Source organism: Klebsiella sp. ME-303 (assembly GCF_007910085.1).
GTDB lineage: Bacteria > Pseudomonadota > Gammaproteobacteria > Enterobacterales > Enterobacteriaceae > Klebsiella > Klebsiella michiganensis.
The window spans coordinates 210,166-229,144 of record NZ_VOJB01000093.1; the positions used below are offsets into that span (position 1 = coordinate 210,166).

Here is an 18,979-nt window from a genome sequence, read left to right on the forward strand (position 1 = left end):
GTCGATACACGGTGCGACAACATCCCGCCATGTCACGCCCGGCACGGATACAGTGCCTCTGGAAGGCAGTGCTGCGCACAGCCATCATCGGGCCGGTAGCCCGGCGCCGCCCCCGGGAGAAGAGCGCTGAGTGGCAGAATACCCGGAGGCGGTGCTGCGCACCTGTCTGGGCTACAGGTTCACAGCCATCTTCAGGCCGGTAGCCTCAATATCGTGACAACGTCACAAATTCAGGGCAAAAAACCAATAAAAAAGCCGATAAGGTGAGTTATCGGCTTTCAAGGTTAATGCGAAAACAAATTTACTGCGCCAGCAGCTCCTGGGCGGTACGCTCTACCAGACTCAGCAGCACCTTCACGTCCTCTAACGTCACGATCGGGTTCAGCAGCGTCAGCTTCAGACAGGTGACGCCGTCGTGCTCGGTCACGCCGACGTTAGCGCGACCGGAAGCCAGCAGCGCATCGCCAACCCGCTGGTTGAGCAGGGCGATCGCGGCATCGTCGCTGCCCGCCATCTGCTGCGGACGGGAACGGAACAGCACGCTCGCCAGCTGCGGCTGCATGACCAGCTCCAGCGTCGGCTGCGTTTTGACGTAATCCGCCACGTTCAGCGCCATCGTCACGCCGTGATCGATGATTTCCGCGTACTGCTTCTGGCCCAGCGCCTCCAGGCCCATCCACAGCTTCAGCGCGTCGAAGCGGCGGGTGGTCTGCAGCGATTTGGATACCAGGTTCGGTACGCCGTGCTCTTCATCAAACTCAGAGTTCAGATAGGCCGCTTGATAGCGCATCAGCTCATAGTGACGGGCTTCTTTTAACAGAAACGCGCCGCAGCTGATGGTCTGGAAGAACTGCTTATGGAAATCCAGGGTGATGGAGTCCACTAAGTCAATGCCGTCCAGACGATCGCGATACTTCTCGGACATCAGCAGCGCGCCGCCCCAGGCCGCGTCAACGTGCAGCCAGATCTGGTGCTCAGCCGCGACGGCCGCAATCTCGCGCAGCGGGTCGATTGCCCCCGCGTCGGTGGTGCCGGCGGTGGCGACGATGGCCATAATCTGTTCGCCGTTAGCCTGCGCCTCGGCGATTTTCGCTTTCAGATCCGCCACGTCCATCCGCGCGAATTCGTCGGTTTTCACCAGCGTCACGGAACGGTAGCCGAGGCCCATCAGCGCCATGTTCTTCTGCACCGAGAAGTGGGCGTTTTCTGAACACAGCACTTTGTACTGACGAATATCGCCCGGCAAACCATCCTGCTGGATGGAATGACCCCGGCGGGCAAAGAAGGCATCGCGCGCCAGCATCAGGCCCATCATGTTACTCTGGGTACCGCCGCTGGTGAAAACGCCCGCATCGCCGGCGCCGTAGCCGACTTGAGCGCGCAGCCATTCAATCAGCTTGATCTCGATGATGGTGGCTGACGGGCTTTGGTCCCAGGAGTCCATGCTCTGGTTGGTGGCGTTAATCAGCACTTCCGCCGCCTGGCTAATCACCAGGCTCGGGCAGTGCAGATGCGCCACGCACTGCGGGTGATGTACCGACAGGCTGTCTTTAAGGAAGTACTCGATCGCACGTTCAATCGCCGCCTGGTTGCCCAGACCCTGTTCGTTGAAATCAAGGGTGATGCGCTCACGCAGTTCGTCAACGCTTTTCCCCTGATACATTTCAGGCTGCTGCAGCCACTGCGCTACCGCCTGGCTGGTCTGGGCGATCGCTTGCTGGTAGGCATCAATACTTTGCGCGGAACCAGCAAGAATCGGATTCAACTTGGACATTGCGGTCACTTACTCCACTCAGACCGGTTTTACGCCGGCGGCCAGCAGGGCCTGTTCAAATTTGTCGAAGAAAATTTCCAGCTCAGCGTTGCTGATCAGCAGGGACGGCAGCAGACGCAGCACGCAGCCGTGGCGGCCGCCGCGCTCGAGGATCAGACCCGCTTCGAAGCATTTCTTCTGCAGCAGCGCGGAAAGTTCGCCATCCGCCGGGTAGCAGCCCATGTGGTCCGGCGCTTCGTTCGGTTTAACGATCTCGATGCCGATCATCAGGCCCAGACCGCGAACGTGGCCGATAACCGGATAGCGTTTCTGCATCTCGGCCAGCTTGCCTTTCAGCCATTCGCCCTGAGCGGCGGTTTTATCCGCAATGTTATTGTCTTTCAGGTGGCGCAGGGTAGTCAGGCCGGTGGCCATCGCCAGCTGGTTGCCGCGGAAGGTGCCGGTATGGTGACCCGGTTCCCAGGCGTCGAACTGCTTTTTGATACCGAGAACGGCCAGCGGCAGACCGCCGCCAACGGCTTTCGACATCACGATAATGTCCGGCTCGATGCCCGCGTGTTCGAAGGCGAAGAATTTACCGGTACGCGCAAAGCCAGCCTGAACTTCATCGATGATCAGCAGAATGCCGTGTTCCTGAGTCACTTTACGGATGCGCTGCAGCCACTCGACCGGAGCCGGGTTCACGCCGCCTTCACCCTGAACGGCTTCCAGGATCACCGCCGCCGGTTTACGCACGCCGCTTTCGACGTCATTGATCAGGTTTTCGAAGTAGTAAGTCAGCGCTTTCACGCCGGCTTCACCGCCGATACCCAGCGGGCAGCGGTACTGGTGCGGGTAAGGCATAAACTGCACTTCCGGCATCATGCCGTTAACCGCCGCTTTTGGCGACAGGTTGCCGGTGACGGACAGCGCGCCGTGGGTCATCCCATGGTAGCCGCCGGAGAAGCTGATCACGGAAGAACGGCCGGTGTATTTTTTCGCCAGCTTCAGCGCCGCTTCCACGGCGTCAGCGCCGGACGGACCGGTGAACTGCAGGCAGTATTCTTTGCCTTCGCCCGGCAGCAGGGAAAGCAGGTATTCAGAGAAGCGATCTTTTAACGGAGTGGTCAGATCGAGAGTATGTAACGGCAAGCCGCTGGTAATGACACTTTGGATGCTCTGCAGCACATCAGGGTGGTTGTGGCCGAGTGCCAGAGTACCTGCGCCGGCAAGGCAGTCCAGATACTGTTTATTATCCGCATCGGTCAGCCAGACGCCTTCCGCTTTGGTAATCGCAAGGGGCAGCTTGCGCGGGTAGCTCCTGACATTCGATTCGAATTCAGCCTGACGGGCCAAAAAGGTATCGTTGTTTGCATCTAATAAATCTGCGCCTAAAGTATCAATACGGACTTTATCCGTCATCATATCACTCCCACAACCAGCGTTACGGTTGAGCGCTGGTTGAATAAATTGGTGTAAGAAATTGAATCGCCATGCATTAAAGCGGGCACAATATATGGCTTTTTAGATACGCATTCAACGTTTTATTGATTAAGGTATATTTACGTTATTTTTACACAGGCAAAAACCAACGTAATCCCTTGATTTAAATCAGGTGTTTTAAAGGATAAAAGACCTTTAAAATTGTAATTATTAGTGAGGAAGTTTCTCGTTTTTTAATACTGCCGCGCGGCCATTGCTGGCGAAAAGTTTCCGCCAGCAATGGCATGACTCAATGCAGCTCAACCGCATAATTCGTTAAAGGTGTAACTTTTTTCACCAACTTATTGTTATATAAAAACTGTTCATAAGCTTCATACCGTGGTTTATCCAGCGCCGCCGGATCGCTGGCAAACAGAGGAAGGGTTTTCAGCCATGCCTGCTTGTTCAGTTCGGTGTTGAGCTCGGGATGCGCGGCGGCAAACGCCTGCCAGGTCTCCTGCGGGTGAGCGCGCAGGTAAGCGACGCCTTTTTGCAGCGCCTTGAGGAAGGCCCTGATTTTCGCCGCGTGGACTTCATCCCGGTTGGCGACAATCACCAGCTCGTCGTAGGCCGGTACGCCGTAATCCTCAACGTTCATCACCTGCGGATCTTTCCCCTGCAGCTTCAGCTCCAGCGCTTCGATATTACGATAGCCGCCAATGACCGCGTCGACCTGTCCGGCCAGCAGGGCGCTGGTCAGCTGGAAGTTAACATTGATGAGCTTGATGCTTTTGGGATCGATTTTCGCATGCTGCGCCATGGTGGCCAGCGTCGCCTGTTCGATGCCGCTCACCGAATACCCTACTTTTTTGCCCTGCAGATCGGCGGGAGATTTTATGCTTTTATCCAGCGCGATCACCGTATTCAGCGGCGAATTAATCAGCGTGCCGACGCGGACCAGCGGCAGCCCTTCATCAGCAAAAAAATGCACCTGCGGCTGGTAGGTAATCGCCAGGTCCGCCTGGCGGGCGGCGACCAGCCGCGGCGGCAGCGCCGGGTCGGACGGCGGCACAATGTTGACGTCCAGCCCCGCGTCTTTAAAGGCGCCAATCTGTTCGGCCACCAGGATCGGCGCGTGGTCGGGATTGATATACCAGTCCAGCACCAGGGTGAGTTTCTCGTTGGCCAGCGCCTGACCGCTGAACAGCGCGGCAATCGTCATACCGGCATAAACACGTTTACGCATGGTTAGTCCTTTTATTTAAGAGCGTTATTCCGGCGTCCAGTTAATCAGCCGGTGTAAGAAAGCATCCACCGCCAGCCAGAGCAGGACGGTCAGTAGCACCAGAATAAACAGGGCCGCAAAGCAGATATCGGTTTGCAGACGGGCGTTGGCGTTAAGCATCACGTAGCCCAATCCTTCGGCTGAACCGACCCATTCGCCGATGATCGCCCCGATGGGGGCGACGGCGGCCGCCATCCGCAGGCCGGAACCGAGGGCTGGAAGGGCAGCCATCAGGCGAACGTGGCGCAGCTGCGCGCCAAAAGAGGCCCCCATCGTGCGCGCCAGATCGAGATAGTCGTGGTTAACCCGGCGCAGACCGTCGAAAAACGCCGAGGTGACGGGAAAGAAAATCACCAGCACCGCCATCATGACCTTGGCGCTCATGCCGAAACCGAACCACAGCACCAGCAGCGGGGCAAGGGCGAAAACCGGGATCGCCTGACTGGTCAGCACCAGCGGCATCAGCCAGCGCTGAAGGCGAGGCGAGACAATCATGCACAGCGCCAGGATCACGCCGAGCAGAACGCCGAGCGTGAGGCCGCTGAGGATCTCGCTTAATGTGATCAGCGTGTGTTCGCCGAGGTACGCGCGGTTGACCCACAGAGCGCTTGCTACCGCCGCGGGGGAAGGCAGCAGGAAAGCGGGAATGCCGCTGCGGGTCGCCAGCCACCAGAGCAGCAGCAGGCCGCAGAACACCACGGCGGCGCGAAACAGTTTTGCGCTCATCCGTTAGCCCTTATGAGCTGTTGCAGCAGCTCCGCCTGGCTGGCCAACAGCGCCGGGTCGTCCGGCGCGCGCGGCGGCATGCCGGAGAGGTGATGCCCGTCGTCAATCCCGCCGGGAGCGGGGGAAAGGACCAGCAGACGGTGGCTCAGGCGGCAGGCTTCCATCGGGTCGTGGGTGATCAGCACGACGGTGCGGTTTACCAGCAGCCCGGCGGCCAGGGTCTGAATGCGCGTGCGGGTAATCGTGTCGAGCGCGGAAAAGGGCTCGTCCATCAGCACGATGGGCCGGTCTTCGTAGAGCGTACGCGCCAGCGCCGCACGCTGGCGCATGCCGCCTGAGAGGGCGGCCGGGCGGTCGCCGGCGCAGTGTTCAAGGCCAACCTGCTGTAACAGCGCGGCAACCCGCCGATGGTCTACGCGCTCCCCGCGCAGACGCGCGCCAAGCGAGACGTTGTCGCGCACGCTTAACCACGGATACAGCAGATCTTTTTGCCCCATCCACGCCAGCCGCTTGTCTATTGGCTGCCCGTCGCTGGCGCGAACCTCACCGGCGGTGGCTTTTGCCAGCCCGGCGATAATACGCAGCAGGCTGGTCTTTCCGGCGCCGCTGGCCCCCAGCAGCGATACCCACTGGCCGCCGGGGATAGTGAACGTCAGATTGTCGAAGATCTGCCGCGAGCCAAAGCGCAGGCCCAGGCCGTGCACCTCAATTCCGGGAGCCGTCACGCCGGGCGCTCCGTGACGGCGTTAAGGCCCATCTGCCAGAAGTTAGCCTCCAGACGCGTGGCGGTGGTGAAAATAGCGCTGAGTTCAGCGAAACGCGCCTCGCCGCCGCGCTGCTGCCAGAGGGTTTCCAGCAGGCCGATGGCGTTATTGACGCCGTTCAGGTAACCCTCATCGCCGTAGTTGCGGATCCACGAGGCGTAAGTATTGTCAGCTAAGTGGGTCGCCGGATCGTGCAGCAGGCCGAGGCCGATTTCCGCGTAGCCGGCAACGCAGGGCATCAGCGCCGCCAGCAGATCCAGGGCGTCGCCGGAGTGGCCAATGTCCAGTACGTAGCGGGTGTAGTTGACGGTTTCCGCGGCTTCCGTTTCGGCGGCCATCGTCGCTTCATCCAGCCCCCATTCCCGGCAGTAGCCAACGTGGAGCGGCAGTTCGTCGAGAATGGCGTTCATCGACGCGGCGGCAGCGCGCATTTCCGCCAGGGTGCGCAGCTTGCTGACCAGCAGGGCGTAGCTGCGGGCGAAGTGGATCAGAAACAGATAGTCCTGCGTCAGATAGCGGCGAAAAGCGGGCTCGGGGAGGGTACCGTCGGCGAGCTGGCGCAGGAAGGGGTGGGCGACGTAGTGCTGCCAGTCGGCGCCGGCCTGCTGACGCAGACGACCATAAATACCCTGGGTAAACGCGGGAAGAATCACAGGACCTCCTGAAAAAAGGGAGATCCGGGCGTGCTGAAAGAAGTGTGAACAGGCAATGGCGCAAAACTGGCGGAAATGCCGATCCGTCCCTTCGCTGGCATGACCCAGATCAGGTTCAAAGGGTTCGGCTTACGCCATCTCAGCCCTCACGGGACACCCCTCGGTTTGGCCCCTGTTATACGACATTCCCTTTTTGATTACAATGCTGTGAATTTTATGAGGAAAGGTGACGTTGTCACGTGTGAGAGTCGCGAGAAAGGGCTTTTTGCATCGTGGCAGCCCGGCGGCGGCTGATGCCTTGCCGGGCGCGTATTATCAAAGGATCAGTGAAATTCTACCCAGCTGGCGCCGCTGTCTGCTGAACGTACGCACTTCTCGACCCAGTGCACGCCGAGCGCCCCGGCTCTGGCATCCGGATACCAGAAGTTTTCCAGCAAAGCCGCGTCGCGACGGTCGGTGGCATCCATGGCGATGGCAAAGCGGCGATACAGATTCGACCAGGCCTCAAACAGCCCTTCGGGATGGCCGCCGCCGATCCGGTCGTCCTGCAGGGCCAGCGGATCGAGATAGGACATTCCGCGTTCGAGGATGCGCACCGGCTCGCCCTGAATTTCGTAGCGCAGCTGGTTCGGCTGTTCATCCCACCACTCCAGGCTGGCTTTCTCCCCGACGATGCGGACTTTCTGTCCGTGCATTGAGCCGCTGTTGACCGCCGAGCACCACATCGACCCTACGGCGCCGTTGTCGTACTCCATCAGCACATGCGCGTTATCCTCCAGCGGCGCGCGGCTTTTGACAAAGCTCTGGCGGGAGCACATCAGGCGAGTGATATTGAGCTTCGGCGCCATGGTCTCCGCCAGGAACAGCGGGTGGGTGGCCAGATCGCCCAGCACGTAGCTGGGGCCGACAAATTTCGGGTCCACCCGCCAGCGGGTGCTGGGGTTATCCTGCTCTACCGGCTGGTTATGGAAACCGTGGGCGAACTGCATATTGATGATGCGGATCTCGCCCAGCAGCCCCTGTTCAATCATCTGCCGCGCCTGCAGAATCAGCTGATGCCCGGCGTAGCCGTAGGTGACGCCGATGATTTTGCGCTGTTTTTCGCTCAGGGCCACCAGCGCATCGGCCTCTTCGCCGGTAAAACAGAGCGGTTTTTCGCAGACCACATGCAGTCCGGCCTCCAGCGCCGCGCGGCAAATAGCGTAGTGGGTGTTGTTTGGCGTGGCGATGGAGATCGCTTCAATGCCGTCTTCCCGCGCCGCCTCTTCGCGAAACAACGTTTGGTAGTCGGGGTAACAGCGCCCGGCCTCCACGCCCAGCTGCTGGCCAAACTCGCGCCCGCGCTGGGGGTCAATATCAAAGGCTCCGGCCAGCAGGGTAAACGATCCGTCACGCAGCGCCGCAGAGCGGTGAATATAGCCAATCTGGCTGCTTCCGCCGCCGCCCACCATGCCCCAGCGCAAGGAGCGGCCAACAGGTTTAATACCGTTAATCATGTGTTTTCTCCCGATTAAAAACCAACCGAGCGCAGGTAGCGCAGGCTTTCCGTGACCGCCTGCAGGCTGCCCTCGACGTTGCGCGGATCGCGCTCTTGCTCAATGGTGATCCAGCCCTGATAGCCCCGCTTGTCGAGAAAGGCGCGCACCGCCGGATAATCAATGGCGCCGCTGCCGAGCGGGCACATCACCCCCTCCGCGCAGGCGGAGAAGAAGTCGATGCCGCGGGAAATCACGCTCCTGAATACCTGCGGGTCGACATCTTTAAAGTGCAGGTAGTCAAGGCGATCAAAATGGCGATCCAGCCAGCTGATGGGGTCCATGCCCGAATAGAAGAGATGGCCGGTGTCGAGACATAAACCGGCTACGTCATGGGGGATTTGCGCCGCCAGCAGATCGATTTCATCGGCAAACTCAATGCAGCCGCCGGCGTGAGGATGGATAACCGGGCGAACGCCGTACTCCTGCCACGCCAGTCGGCTGATGGTCACAATGTGGTCGACCATCCGCTGCCAGTCGGCGGGTGACAGGCGGGGAGCCAGCTCGCCGCGCCCGGCATATTTCGCCCGCTGCGGATTGCCGAAATCAATAATGACCAGATAAGGCGGCTGGAAGGGGTTGCCCGGCGTCTTTTCCGCCGACGGCACCTGCGACAGGTTGCGGCAGAGGTTATGCGTCAGTTCGACAATATTCGCGAAGTTCTCTTCGCTGACCAGATCGTCGAAGATCGTTCCGGCAACCAGCGACAGCCCCTGTTTATTCAGCGCTGCGCTGAGTTCATCGGCCCGGGTCGGCAGATAGCTCCACGGGCCCAGTTCAATGCTTTTATAACCGGCGGTCGCCGCTTCTTCCAGTACCTTGGACCACGGCGGCAGATAAGGATTTTTGGGATCATCGACGCCCCAGCTGCACGGCGCGTTGGCAATATGTATGGTCATGATGGCTTCCTTTTCAGATGAGGAGAAAACATGACCAGTATTGAATGAAAATTTCATATCCAACAATGATGAAATTTAAATTCTTTGATGGGATTCAAGGTTTATTTTGATAGCGTAAATGATAGTTTTTTATCAAATGCAGCACTGAAGCGGGGCGCGGCGACTTTACCCGCGCCTGCGGCAATCAGAGGTTTTCTTTAGTGAGGAGGTCAAACGGCTGCAGAGCGTTGATAAACGCCGCCTGCGGCTGGCTGGCGGCGTGGACAAACGCGTTGATGGTGGCGGCGGCAAATTCATCAAGCCGGTGGGTAAGCATGAGATCGATAGTGCCGTCAATTAGCGCCAGCTCGCCGCTATCCACCGGGCCATGACAAATCAGGGTGACCTGATGCTGGCGCTGGCGCGCGCGCAGGGCGGCGACAATCCCTTCCACGCCGCCGCAGGGCGCGTAAATGGCCTTCAGATCGGGGTACTGTTGCAGCATCTCTTCCGTGACCTGGCGCGCGACATCGGCGCGTTCGTGGCTGCGCACCGGTTCAAGCACCCGATCGCCTTTGCCCTGTTCACGCAGGTAGGAGCGGAAACTTATCTCGCAGCTTTCCTGACAAATAAACCGGTTATCGCCGACGATAATGCCAATTTCGCCGTCGTCGTGGCACAGCCTGTCCACCGCCCAACCGGCGGTGCGGCCCGCTTTCTGGTTATCCAGCCCGATATAGCCGGTACGCTGCGGGATACTCATATCGGAGAGCAGGGTGAAGACGCGGACGCCTTTCTCGATGGCCTGCACGACCGCATGGCGGATAAGCGGATTATCCAGCGCGACAATACCGATAACGTCGACCGTATCGCTCAGACGGGCGATCGCGGCGGCCATATCGTCGATGGCGTTAATATCGTAATGCAGAAAAGCGGGGGCCTGCGCCGGGCTATGCCACGGTAACGCCGCCTGCTCCAGCGCCTGCGCCAGCTGATGGTAAAACGAGTGTGACTGCTGTAGCAGAATGAAGCCCATTCTGAGGGCTACCGCCGGCCGATCCGCCGCCAGCCGATAGCGGGATTGCTCCAGCGCGAAGCCTAAGCGCCGCGCGGATTCCAGCACTTTACGTTCGGTGCTCTCTTTCACGGGCGTGCGTTTATTGAGGACCCTGTCCACCGTCGCGATACCGACTCTGGCCTCTTTGGCGATATCCGCCATGGTGACTTTTTTTGCTGACATGATTCTCTTCCTTTGAGGGTAATGATAAAAAGCTATCATTATTGTGACAGGCAAACAGCGAGGCGGGTCAGACTTCAGGAAAATCATTTCGCCGCGCTGGCTTCATTGACCTGATATTCAACTGCCAGGGTCTACACTAAGTGCATCCCCACTCAGGAACAGGATGTTATGACGTATTCCCTCTCAAAAAAATTCCTCGCCGCCACCTCTGCGCTGCTACTGCTCTCCATGAGCGCGGTCCCGGCCAGCGCCGCCGCCGATAATAGCGACGCGGTCTCTCCGCTCAGCGCCGGAAATGGCTTAAGCAAAGCGGCAAAGCAGTATCTCCTGCGCTATCCCTCCCGCAGCGGCGTGGACGGCAAAACCGCCCGCGAAGATACCGCCGCGGTCTTTATTCCGTTTGGCGCCACCCCGGAAGGGGGATGGCCGGTCGTGGTCTGGGCCCATGGTACCGTGGGCGTGGCTAATCACTGCGCGCCGTCGTTAAACCCGCGCAGCGATCGCGATAAGCAGTACCTGAACACCTGGCTGTCGCTGGGCTACGCGGTGGTCGCGCCGGATTATGCCGGTCTGGGTTCGTCTGGCCTGCACCATTATCTTAATGCCCGCGGCGAAGCGTGGAGCGTGCTTGATAGCGTTCGCGCCGCCCTGAAACAGTTCCCGCTGAAAAATGAACTCATTCTGGTCGGACAGTCGCAGGGCGCGCACGCCGCGTTCGCCAGCGCCGGATATCAACCCCACTACGCGCCGGAGCTGAATGTTCGCGCAACGGTGCTGACCGGAACGCCGTATTTTGAGAAGAGGACCACCGCAGCCGACATTCTTCCGCCGGCAGGCGGCAAAGCGCCGAGCGGCGGCGACCCGAAAATACCCTATATTTTCTATATTTACCTCTCGGCTGCCGATAGCAACCCGCAGCTCAATCCGGCTGATTATTTCCAGGATAAAGCGCTGCCGCTGCTGAAAGAGGCGAGCAATTTATGCATTACGCCGCTCAATGATGAAGTGATGAAGGCCGGTCTGAATGCGGCTAATGCCCTGAAGCCGGGGGTGGATTCGCTGTTAAACGCCAGCGTGGGCGCCATGCTCTACCCGACGCTGAAAATCGATCACCCGGTGTTTATCGGTATTGGTAGCGCGGATATTAACGTGCCGACGGCAATGCAAAAACGCTTTGCGGACGCGGTGAAAAGCGCGGGAACCCGTGCGGACGTGCATATTTATGAGGGGCTGGATCATAGCGGTACGGTTAACCCGTCTTTACGCGACTCGGTGCCGTTTTTGATTAAGACGCTCAACGATAAGCGGTAGCGGCGAAGGGATGATGAGCCGCCCTGAGCAAGGGGCGGTTCAGTACAGGTATGGCGTCGATTACCAGTATTTGGGGATCAGATAGCCATACATAACGACGGCGACAACAATCATCAGCGTAATAATTGCCCAGTCGGCTTTTAGTGATTTTACCGCGTTCATAAGTTCCTCTTTTTCAATGAATCACCGGGTAACGTTAGCGCCGTCGCGCCTGCATGTAGGTGATAGAGATCACATAAAAAATATTTGTCATACAAATAAAGTGTGTCAATTTTTTTACTATTCTCAGCAATATTTTGTCCGCTCATTCGTCTACCTCCGCACAGGGTAATTATTCAATAGCGTAATGAGGTAAACAGACGATGAGAGATATCGATATGCACGGTCAGCACCACCATCACCGCTTTGGCCGCCACAGAATGGCGAAGCCGCTTCTTATCGGCGTGGCGCTAATCGCCATACTTGGGCTGCTGGTGATGTCGCTGTGGAATGCGCTGCTGCCGGCCATCCTTGGGGTGAAGAGCATTGGCTTCTGGCAGGCGTTAGGTGTGCTGGCGCTGTCGCGGATCCTGTTCGGCGGCCTCGGCTTTCGCCCGGGAATGTTCGGCATCGGTAACGCGCGGCGTCGGATGCATGAACGCTGGATGAACATGAGCCCGGAGCAGCGCGATGAGTTTGTGCAGCGCTTTGGCCACCGCGGGCATCGCGGCCGCTGCGGCTGGCGCGACCGCCGCAGCGAGCATGCTCCGCAGCAGGAGAGTTCGGCTAAAAGCGCGGATCCCGAGTGAGCACAATGAAAAACAGGATCGTGGCGCCATCACGGCTTGTTTCCGCCCTCGATGCCTGCCGGTCGCGGCTGAAGGCTTTTATTCGCGGACGGACCCCGCTACGCGATGAGGCGGACGATATCCTGCAGGAAGTGACGTATCAGCTCATTCGCGTCGAGCAGCCGGTGGAGAATATCGCCGCCTGGTTGTTCCGGGCGGCGCGTAACGAGATGACCGACAGGGCGAGAAAAAAGCGCGAGCTGCCGCTGGCGGGCGGTTTCAGCGACGAGGAGGAGGGCGATTTTCCCGAGGATGAGCTGGCCGAAACGCTGTTTGGCGTTGCGCAAACGCCGGAGGATGAGTATCTGAAAGCGCTGCTCTGGGAGGAATTAAGTCAGGCGCTCTCGGAGCTGCCGCCCGCCCAGCGTGAAGCCTTTGAGAAAACCGAACTGCATGGCTACAGCTACCGGGAGCTGGCAGAGGAGTCCGGCGTCAGCGAACAGGCGCTGCTCTCACGTAAGCATAAAGCGGTACTCTACCTTCGTACCCGCCTGCGCGCGCTGTACGATGAACTGCTGGCCAGTTAGGCGTTCTCCGGCTCCTGCTGCAGGGGCCGGAGAGGTGCGTTTAAGCCGCTGATTGAATTATTGCCTGTAGCCCCAGGCCGTGAGGAAGGCGCTAATCGCGCATTCGGCGAGCTGCTCCAGCCTCTCTGGCGCCACCGCTTTTTGCGCAATTAAGGCCCCCGGCAGCGGATAGCCCATAATCGCACCGAGAAACGCCGTCGCCTCTAGCTCCGGGTCGCTGAGGGTCAGCAGACCTTCGTCTTGTTTCTGCGCCAGGATATCGCTCAGCGCCTGCAATACGCGGCCTGAGGGGCGCTGTTCGAGCGTGACGTAAAGCTCGGGCTTTTGCACCAGCACCTGGATCAGCAGGCGCTGAAAGTGAATATTCTCCGGCGCATAAAAGTGCTGTTGCACCACTTTTGCAAACCCGCGCAGCAGCGCGGGAAGATCCTGCTGACGATCCTGCAAAAGCTGGCGCAGGGGCGGCTGCATGGTGTCATTGAGAAACGCGAACGTCTCCAGCAGCAGCGCGTCTTTGCCGCCGGGAAAATGGCTGTACAGGGTCGGGCGCGTGGTACCCGCTTCGGCGGCAATGGTATCCAGCGACACATCAAGCCCGTGGCTGAGAAACAGCTCACGGGCGGTTTGTAAAATGCGTGGGCGGGCTTTCATTGGCCGCCCGCGTTGATTTCCCATCAATTGAGTCCTTACAGTTTGCGCCCTTTAAGGCGCATCATTCCTTGCTGTACCAGCAGGAAAAAGAGTGGAACGAAGAGCAAGGTCAGCAGCGTCCCGGTGAGCATACCGCCGATCACCGCGGCGCCAATCTCACGCTGGCTGGAAGCGCCGGCGCCGGTAGAGAGTACCAGAGGGATAACGCCGACAACAAATGCAAGTGAGGTCATCACGATGGGGCGCAAGCGCAGGCGAGCGCCCTCCAGCGCCGCGTCGGCCAGCGTTTTACCTTGCTGAAACCGCGCCAGGGCGAACTCAACGATCAGAATCGCGTTTTTGGCGGAAAGCCCCATGGTCGTCAGCATACCGACCTGAAAGTAGATATCGTTTTCGTATCCGGCGAGCAACGAAGCGCTCACGGCCCCAAGAATGCCTAACGGGACGATCAGCAGTACGGCGACAGGAATCGACCAGCTTTCATATAAGGCGGCGAGACACAAAAACATAAAGGCCAGCGACGCCAGGTATACCCATAACGTCTGCACTGAGGAGGTCTGCTCCTGCCAGGATAAACCGCTCCATTGCCTTTCAAACCCGCTCAGCTCGCCCACCAGTTCGGACATCGTCGCCATCGCCGCACCGGAACTGACTCCCGGCGCCGCGTTTCCCTGAAACTGCACGGCCGACACATCGGGATTCAGCTGCTTGATGGTGCGGGAAACCTGCTCAATCAGCAGCTGCGTGTTGTGCCGCCGCCAGTCCGCTTTCGCGGCAAAGCCCTGGCCGTACTGCTGGAACGTCCGGTTGTCGTTAAGGGCCGATCCCGGTGATTCGGTGTAGAAGTAATCGTCGAACTGGACGCCGTCAACCGGGTAATGCTCCACAACCTCGGCCACGATGCTGGTGATCCAGTCGCGGACTTCCGGAATGCCCGGATCGAGCACGAAGCGATCGCCGGAGGTGCGAATCCACTCAGGGTGCAGGACGTATACGCTGGCGGGAACCTGCGACAGCGTGCTGTTCAGTTCGGTGACGGTTTTCGGCCGCGTATTGACCGAGACGCGATAGGGGTTAAACCAGGCATGAACGCGCATGCCGCGCTTGTGAGCTTCATCCAGCATAAACTTGAGCGGATCGTAGCCCGGATCCTCACCGATTTTGCCGGTCAGCATATCGGACCACGGCAGAATCTTCGATGGCCAGAGCGCGGTGCCATCCGGTTTCACCTGGAAGAAGACGGTGTTAATGCCGAGGCTTTTTAAATTATCCAGCTTGGCAACCAGCGCCTGCTGCTGCAGGGCGATGCGGCGTTCGGCGCTAATGCCGCCATTGACGGATTCCAGCGGCGGCCAGTCGAGGCGCGACACGGTCGTCAGCCAGACGCCGCGCACCGGCTCCTGGCTTTTGGGCAACGTCGGCTGGCGGGTCGCGGGCGGCATGGGCGTGACAAGAGAAACGGGCGGTTTGCTACCGCAGTGGGCTAACAGCAGCGCGGCAGCTATAGCTACCGCGGATATTTTCACCTTGTTCAGAATAAACTTACGAGAGCGGATCGTCATCATATTTGCCAGCTTTTCTGGTCATCGCACAAAAGAGTCATTTTCGTATTATTCGGCTTTAAGTCAATCATTTAGCTACAGATGCGGCGGCATAAGCACGCAAACCTCAGACGCAGAAAACGCCTCCTGCGCCGCGCAATGGTTTGCCATGATATATCATTGATATGCATTAAAACTTGATCGGTTCAGGGCGAGTATAAACAGGACTTATTAAAATTTGGCCAAACAATTGACCTTTGGCCTTTTCCGGCGAGTCAAACTGGATTAGCACAATGAACTACTCATCATCACGCCATCGTCTGTGGATACTCCTGTTTCTGATTGCGCTACTGAGCCTGGGCACCGGGCTTTGCTACTGGCAAATGCAAAAAAAGGTGGATCAAGATATCCATTCGCGCCTGCAGCAGGCGATAGCCAGCCTTGATGTGACCGTCTCCCATGCGGAGCAGGCAGCCGATCGGGCTGAGCCTTTTTATGGTAAAAGCTGTAGCGAGAATGTCCTGACGGAGCTGCGTACGCTGGTGGCCACCATTCCCGATGTGCGCACGGTGAATTTAGGTAAGGATAACGAAATATACTGCACCTCGGTTTTTGGCGGGCGTAAATTTCAGTTCGATCGTCGCCAGTATACGCATGGCGCTCTGCGCCTGCTGAGCGGCAGCGAAATCACGCCGTTTCATCCCTTGATGGTTTACAGCGAACAGGATGAGCGGGGAAATACGATTCTGGTTGGCGTTGACGGCTATTATTTATACAACATTTTGACCGTTCTTGATGGCGATGCGCATCTCTATCTTCAGGTTGGCGATCGGATAATGACCCGCAAAGGGGAAGTGACGGCGACGCCGGATATCAAGGTTCCCGTGCGCCTGGCCTCTGAGCTGTTTACCTATTCGGTTATTGCCGACCGCGGCTACGCCTCTGGCGTCGGGGCGTTTATCCGCTATGAGCAACACACGCTTATCGCCATTATTCTGGCCTCCTTGCTGCTCACCTTTTTATTCAGAAACTACCTCCGCTACCGGAATACGATTGAGTATCAGCTCAGAAAGGCTATCGAACTGAAGCAGCTCAAGCCCTATATTCAGCCGATTATCAACAATGACAGCGGAGCGGTTATCGGCGGTGAGGTGCTGGTGCGCTGGGAACATCCGAAGCAGGGATTTATTGCGCCGGATAAATTTATTTCCGTGGCAGAGCAGACCGGCTTGATTAAAGACGTGACGGCGATTTGCTTTGCCGAGGTGATCCGTCAGCTTCGGCGCCATCAATCCGTTATCCCTGGAGGGTTGTTTATTTGCTTTAACACCAGTTCGGTAAACTTTCAGGACGACGAAATAGTGACCCTGTGCCAGACGTTTATCCAGCAGATGAAAGAGGCGCAAGTCCGCCTTGTTCTGGAGATAACCGAGCGCGAGTCGATCGAGAATACCCGGCAAACATCAGCGGTGACGGACAAACTCAGGCGTATCGGCGTCCAGTTTTCGCTGGATGATTTTGGTACCGGCTACGCGAACTACAGCTACATCCAGCAATTTAATCCTGAGATTATCAAAATCGATAAGGTCTTTACCCTCAACATTGTGACCAACACGGCTTCCGCGCTGGTGGTGAAGAATATGGTTAATCTGGCCAGGAAGTTTCATTGCCAGATTATTGCTGAGGGCATCGAGGATAAGGAGCAGCTCACGATGCTCAAAAATATGGGGATTACCCTCTATCAGGGCTATTACTTTTCTAAACCGGTGCCGGTCGATGCGTTTATTCAGATGCTTCCTCGCTCGTTTAGCGAGTCAGGAAGGCCCTAAAGGCGACGCTCTTGCCTACGCAAAACACAGGAAATTAAAAGGTGATCGACTCGGCAAAACCGAGTAATAATGACCCGTTCAAGCTGAAAATTTGACATTATTGAGAAACAACTCAACAACATGGAGGTTGTCTTGTTTGAATCTCATCTCAATATTTTTATCCGCGCGGTTTTCGTTGAAAATATGGCGCTCAATTTTTTCCTCGGGATGTGTACTTTTCTCGCTATCTCCAAAAAAATCGATGTCGCATTTCGCCTCGGGGTAACCGTGACGGCGCTGCTGGCCATTGCGACGCCGATTAACAACCTGATTTACCATTATCTGCTGAAAGAGAACGCCCTGATCGAAGGGGTTGACCTGAGCTTCCTCGATTTCATCACGTTTATCGGCGTTCTTGCGGCGCTGGTGCAGATCCTCGAAATGGTGATCGACAAATATTTCCACGCGTTAAACCATGCTCTGGGGCCGTTCCTGCCGCTGTTAACTATCCACTGCGCCATTTTCGGCGCGACGATTTTTATGGTGCAGCGTGAATACAGCTTCCTTGAATCACTGACTTATGGCACCGGGTGCGGTATTGGCTGGGCGCTGGCGATTGTGGCGCTGGCCGGCATTCGTGAAAAGCTGAAATATGCCAATATGCCGAAAGGCTTACGCGGTTTAGGCAGCGTATTTATTACCGCCGGCTTAATGTCGCTGGGGTTTATGTCGTTCGCCGGCATCTCGCTGTAGGCTGCGCTGAACGTCGGGGGAGAGATTCTGCCGTCCAGACCCTGGGGTTGTACGGCAGAAGGCGCGAAATTATTGCCTCAGCGTTTTACTACGGGTAGTTAAACGCATCCGGATGGTTCTCCAGGCTGCCGCTCAGGGCGGCAAAGAGCACCGTCTTGCCATCGATAGAGCGTTCATCTCCAACATTCAGCCAAGTCAGTGTCTCCTGGGCGGTTTTTTCGTCAACGGCGGAATAAAGCCCGGACATCTCTCCGGATTTTTCCGACCACAGCACGGCGAAGCGCTCCGCTGCGCAGTCGTGGGGCTTGCAGACGCTGAATACCTGATAGACCTCGGCGCCAAGCTTCACCGTCCGGGCAGGCGAGCCCGTGCCGCCGGACTTTATCCAGGCGGGCAGGGTATGCCCTTTAACCATCTGGCTAAAGGCTGCCGGTTCCTTTTTGGCCAGACCGTCCAGCGTCATATCGGTTTGCGCCATGGCGTGGGTGGATGCAGCCAGAAAAGCGATAGCGGTTAAGTGTTTAAGCATAAAATTGCTCCTGCGAACTCTCTGATTCCGTTTGATGGCCGGTGATAATGGCTCTGATTAGCTGTTTTTGGTCTGAACCCAAAAAGCGTGGATAAGGCCTGGAATATAGCCGAGGATCGTTAAAATAATATTGAGGATAAACGCCCAACCAAAGCCTTTACCCAGCAGTACGCCAAGCGGGGGTAGAATAATCGTCAACACAATTCGCCAAAAACCCATAATATCTCCCTGTTAAGTGAGTTAGCTCATAATTATTTTAGCGGTTGCGCCTGTTTTTGCAAATTTTAACTTTTTGAATAATAAGACTGCTAATATTACCCGCGCCTCGTTACTACATATTTAATAAATAGAAAAGCCCCAATTCACCTTTCTGACATATATAAGATTATTCCAGGGTGAGGCTTGCGTCAGCAACGCTGACAAAGCAAGAGTGTTCCATCGTAAACGCATTTAAACGTAAATAAGGAATGCAGGTAACGAGGCGGGAAGTGCGCTACACTGGCGGGGAGATTTATCCCATCATGAAATGGCGGCGGCATGGACAACATTATCCTTTATAAAGTTATCGTCATCCTGACCATTGTCGGGTGGGGCTGGAGCATGGTTAGAAGGAAGCAGAAAAAGCAGGTCCTGGAACCCACTATTGCGCAGGCGAATGCCAGGGAGCGTTATCAGTGGCGTTATTTCAGGTGGGGCTGGAGAGTTTTGCAAATCGTCTGCGGTTTTTATTTGCTGATTACTCTCATCCAGTTTCTTCTCTGCGGCTAGCGTTCGCC

Annotated in this window: 20 protein-coding genes and 1 riboswitch; of the genes, 6 read left to right on the forward strand and 14 right to left on the reverse strand. The window is 57.3% G+C overall.

Annotated elements, in window-relative coordinates; translation table 11 throughout:
• Positions 1-301: 301 nt before the first annotated feature.
• The 9 genes from FQK12_RS22285 to FQK12_RS22325 form a co-directional block, all read right to left on the reverse strand.
• Complete coding sequence (locus FQK12_RS22285) at positions 302-1,783, reverse strand: pyridoxal phosphate-dependent decarboxylase family protein (protein WP_162097171.1); 1,482 nt, start codon at positions 1,781-1,783, stop codon at positions 302-304.
• Positions 1,784-1,792: 9 nt separating this feature from the next.
• Positions 1,793-3,178 (reverse strand): diaminobutyrate--2-oxoglutarate transaminase, encoded by a 1,386-nt coding sequence (locus FQK12_RS22290; RefSeq protein ID WP_009652210.1) that lies wholly within the window; start codon positions 3,176-3,178, stop codon positions 1,793-1,795.
• Positions 3,179-3,485: 307 nt separating this feature from the next.
• Positions 3,486-4,421 (reverse strand): ABC transporter substrate-binding protein, encoded by a 936-nt coding sequence (locus FQK12_RS22295; RefSeq protein WP_014229330.1) that lies wholly within the window; start codon positions 4,419-4,421, stop codon positions 3,486-3,488.
• A 24-nt stretch (positions 4,422-4,445) separates the two neighbouring features.
• Positions 4,446-5,186, reverse strand: a complete 741-nt coding sequence (locus FQK12_RS22300) for an ABC transporter permease (RefSeq protein ID WP_014229331.1) — start codon at positions 5,184-5,186, stop codon at positions 4,446-4,448.
• A complete protein-coding gene (locus FQK12_RS22305; protein ID WP_014229332.1) occupies positions 5,183-5,911 on the reverse strand; it encodes an ABC transporter ATP-binding protein in 729 nt (242 codons plus the stop codon). Before FQK12_RS22305 ends, FQK12_RS22300 begins: the two co-directional genes overlap by 4 nt.
• On the reverse strand, positions 5,908-6,603 hold the full coding sequence (locus tag FQK12_RS22310; protein ID WP_014229333.1) for a TenA family protein: 696 nt from the start codon (positions 6,601-6,603) through the stop codon (positions 5,908-5,910). The genes FQK12_RS22305 and FQK12_RS22310 overlap by 4 nt, the downstream gene beginning before the upstream one ends.
• 69 nt (positions 6,604-6,672) lie before the next feature.
• A riboswitch (TPP riboswitch) is annotated at positions 6,673-6,774 on the reverse strand.
• Between the two features lie 152 nt (positions 6,775-6,926).
• Positions 6,927-8,099: a Gfo/Idh/MocA family protein gene (locus tag FQK12_RS22315; protein WP_014229334.1), complete on the reverse strand. Its 1,173-nt coding sequence runs from the start codon at positions 8,097-8,099 to the stop codon at positions 6,927-6,929.
• Between the two features lie 14 nt (positions 8,100-8,113).
• Complete coding sequence (locus FQK12_RS22320; protein ID WP_009652232.1) at positions 8,114-9,037, reverse strand: sugar phosphate isomerase/epimerase family protein; 924 nt, start codon at positions 9,035-9,037, stop codon at positions 8,114-8,116.
• 184 nt (positions 9,038-9,221) lie between these two features.
• Positions 9,222-10,256: a LacI family DNA-binding transcriptional regulator gene (locus tag FQK12_RS22325; RefSeq protein ID WP_014229335.1), complete on the reverse strand. Its 1,035-nt coding sequence runs from the start codon at positions 10,254-10,256 to the stop codon at positions 9,222-9,224.
• A 168-nt stretch (positions 10,257-10,424) separates the two neighbouring features.
• On the opposite strand from FQK12_RS22325, the gene FQK12_RS22330 reads away from it, so the two are divergent.
• Positions 10,425-11,567: an alpha/beta hydrolase gene (locus FQK12_RS22330; RefSeq protein WP_014229336.1), complete on the forward strand. Its 1,143-nt coding sequence runs from the start codon at positions 10,425-10,427 to the stop codon at positions 11,565-11,567.
• Between the two features lie 60 nt (positions 11,568-11,627).
• Here FQK12_RS22330 and ykgR read toward each other — a convergent pair whose 3' ends face one another.
• Positions 11,628-11,729, reverse strand: coding sequence for a small membrane protein YkgR (ykgR, locus tag FQK12_RS27910; RefSeq protein ID WP_004137159.1), 102 nt, complete (start codon positions 11,727-11,729; stop codon positions 11,628-11,630).
• 200 nt (positions 11,730-11,929) lie between these two features.
• On the opposite strand from ykgR, the gene FQK12_RS22335 reads away from it, so the two are divergent.
• Together FQK12_RS22335 and FQK12_RS22340 are read left to right on the forward strand one after the other, a co-directional pair.
• Entirely contained in the window at positions 11,930-12,355 is a 426-nt protein-coding gene (locus FQK12_RS22335) for a hypothetical protein (protein WP_014229337.1), read from the forward strand.
• Positions 12,356-12,360: 5 nt separating this feature from the next.
• Positions 12,361-12,921, forward strand: a complete 561-nt coding sequence (locus FQK12_RS22340) for an RNA polymerase sigma factor (protein ID WP_014229338.1) — start codon at positions 12,361-12,363, stop codon at positions 12,919-12,921.
• A 57-nt stretch (positions 12,922-12,978) separates the two neighbouring features.
• Here the strand turns inward: FQK12_RS22340 and FQK12_RS22345 are convergent, their stop codons facing one another.
• Together FQK12_RS22345 and FQK12_RS27750 are read right to left on the reverse strand one after the other, a co-directional pair.
• Positions 12,979-13,596 carry a TetR/AcrR family transcriptional regulator gene (locus FQK12_RS22345; protein ID WP_014229339.1) on the reverse strand — a complete coding sequence of 206 codons (618 nt, stop codon included), beginning with the start codon at positions 13,594-13,596 and terminating at the stop codon, positions 12,979-12,981.
• A gap of 11 nt (positions 13,597-13,607) precedes the next feature.
• Complete coding sequence (locus FQK12_RS27750) at positions 13,608-15,137, reverse strand: glycoside hydrolase family 10 protein (protein ID WP_146295769.1); 1,530 nt, start codon at positions 15,135-15,137, stop codon at positions 13,608-13,610.
• A 269-nt stretch (positions 15,138-15,406) separates the two neighbouring features.
• Between FQK12_RS27750 and FQK12_RS22355 the strand changes: the two genes are divergently transcribed.
• Complete coding sequence (locus FQK12_RS22355; RefSeq protein ID WP_014229344.1) at positions 15,407-16,942, forward strand: cyclic diguanylate phosphodiesterase; 1,536 nt, start codon at positions 15,407-15,409, stop codon at positions 16,940-16,942.
• Between the two features lie 120 nt (positions 16,943-17,062).
• On the forward strand, positions 17,063-17,674 hold the full coding sequence (gene nqrE / locus FQK12_RS22360) for an NADH:ubiquinone reductase (Na(+)-transporting) subunit E (protein ID WP_009652200.1): 612 nt from the start codon (positions 17,063-17,065) through the stop codon (positions 17,672-17,674).
• 88 nt (positions 17,675-17,762) lie between these two features.
• On the opposite strand, the gene ivy is transcribed toward nqrE, so the two are convergent.
• Together ivy and FQK12_RS22370 are read right to left on the reverse strand one after the other, a co-directional pair.
• Entirely contained in the window at positions 17,763-18,203 is a 441-nt protein-coding gene (gene ivy / locus FQK12_RS22365; protein ID WP_014229345.1) for an Ivy family C-type lysozyme inhibitor, read from the reverse strand.
• 57 nt (positions 18,204-18,260) lie between these two features.
• Positions 18,261-18,422, reverse strand: coding sequence for a YqaE/Pmp3 family membrane protein (locus FQK12_RS22370; RefSeq protein WP_004102047.1), 162 nt, complete (start codon positions 18,420-18,422; stop codon positions 18,261-18,263).
• 318 nt (positions 18,423-18,740) lie between these two features.
• Here FQK12_RS22370 and FQK12_RS22375 point away from each other — a divergent pair, with 318 nt between their 5' ends.
• A complete protein-coding gene (locus FQK12_RS22375; RefSeq protein ID WP_014229346.1) occupies positions 18,741-18,971 on the forward strand; it encodes a hypothetical protein in 231 nt (76 codons plus the stop codon).
• The last annotated feature ends 8 nt before the right edge of the window (positions 18,972-18,979 follow it).

Coding starts and splice junctions, on each gene's coding strand:
- FQK12_RS22325 (WP_014229335.1), bottom strand. CDS start 10,256: ATGTCAGCAAAAAAAGTCACCATGGCGGATATCGCCAAAGAGGCCAGA.
- FQK12_RS22295 (WP_014229330.1), bottom strand. CDS start 4,421: ATGCGTAAACGTGTTTATGCCGGTATGACGATTGCCGCGCTGTTCAGC.
- FQK12_RS22290 (WP_009652210.1), bottom strand. CDS start 3,178: ATGATGACGGATAAAGTCCGTATTGATACTTTAGGCGCAGATTTATTA.
- ykgR (WP_004137159.1), bottom strand. CDS start 11,729: ATGAACGCGGTAAAATCACTAAAAGCCGACTGGGCAATTATTACGCTG.
- FQK12_RS22355 (WP_014229344.1), top strand. CDS start 15,407: ATGAACTACTCATCATCACGCCATCGTCTGTGGATACTCCTGTTTCTG.
- FQK12_RS22375 (WP_014229346.1), top strand. CDS start 18,741: ATGGACAACATTATCCTTTATAAAGTTATCGTCATCCTGACCATTGTC.
- FQK12_RS22330 (WP_014229336.1), top strand. CDS start 10,425: ATGACGTATTCCCTCTCAAAAAAATTCCTCGCCGCCACCTCTGCGCTG.
- FQK12_RS22345 (WP_014229339.1), bottom strand. CDS start 13,596: ATGGGAAATCAACGCGGGCGGCCAATGAAAGCCCGCCCACGCATTTTA.
- FQK12_RS22315 (WP_014229334.1), bottom strand. CDS start 8,099: ATGATTAACGGTATTAAACCTGTTGGCCGCTCCTTGCGCTGGGGCATG.
- nqrE (WP_009652200.1), top strand. CDS start 17,063: ATGGAGGTTGTCTTGTTTGAATCTCATCTCAATATTTTTATCCGCGCG.
- ivy (WP_014229345.1), bottom strand. CDS start 18,203: ATGCTTAAACACTTAACCGCTATCGCTTTTCTGGCTGCATCCACCCAC.
- FQK12_RS22320 (WP_009652232.1), bottom strand. CDS start 9,037: ATGACCATACATATTGCCAACGCGCCGTGCAGCTGGGGCGTCGATGAT.
- FQK12_RS22340 (WP_014229338.1), top strand. CDS start 12,361: ATGAAAAACAGGATCGTGGCGCCATCACGGCTTGTTTCCGCCCTCGAT.
- FQK12_RS22335 (WP_014229337.1), top strand. CDS start 11,930: ATGAGAGATATCGATATGCACGGTCAGCACCACCATCACCGCTTTGGC.
- FQK12_RS22300 (WP_014229331.1), bottom strand. CDS start 5,186: ATGAGCGCAAAACTGTTTCGCGCCGCCGTGGTGTTCTGCGGCCTGCTG.
- FQK12_RS22370 (WP_004102047.1), bottom strand. CDS start 18,422: ATGGGTTTTTGGCGAATTGTGTTGACGATTATTCTACCCCCGCTTGGC.
- FQK12_RS27750 (WP_146295769.1), bottom strand. CDS start 15,137: ATGATGACGATCCGCTCTCGTAAGTTTATTCTGAACAAGGTGAAAATA.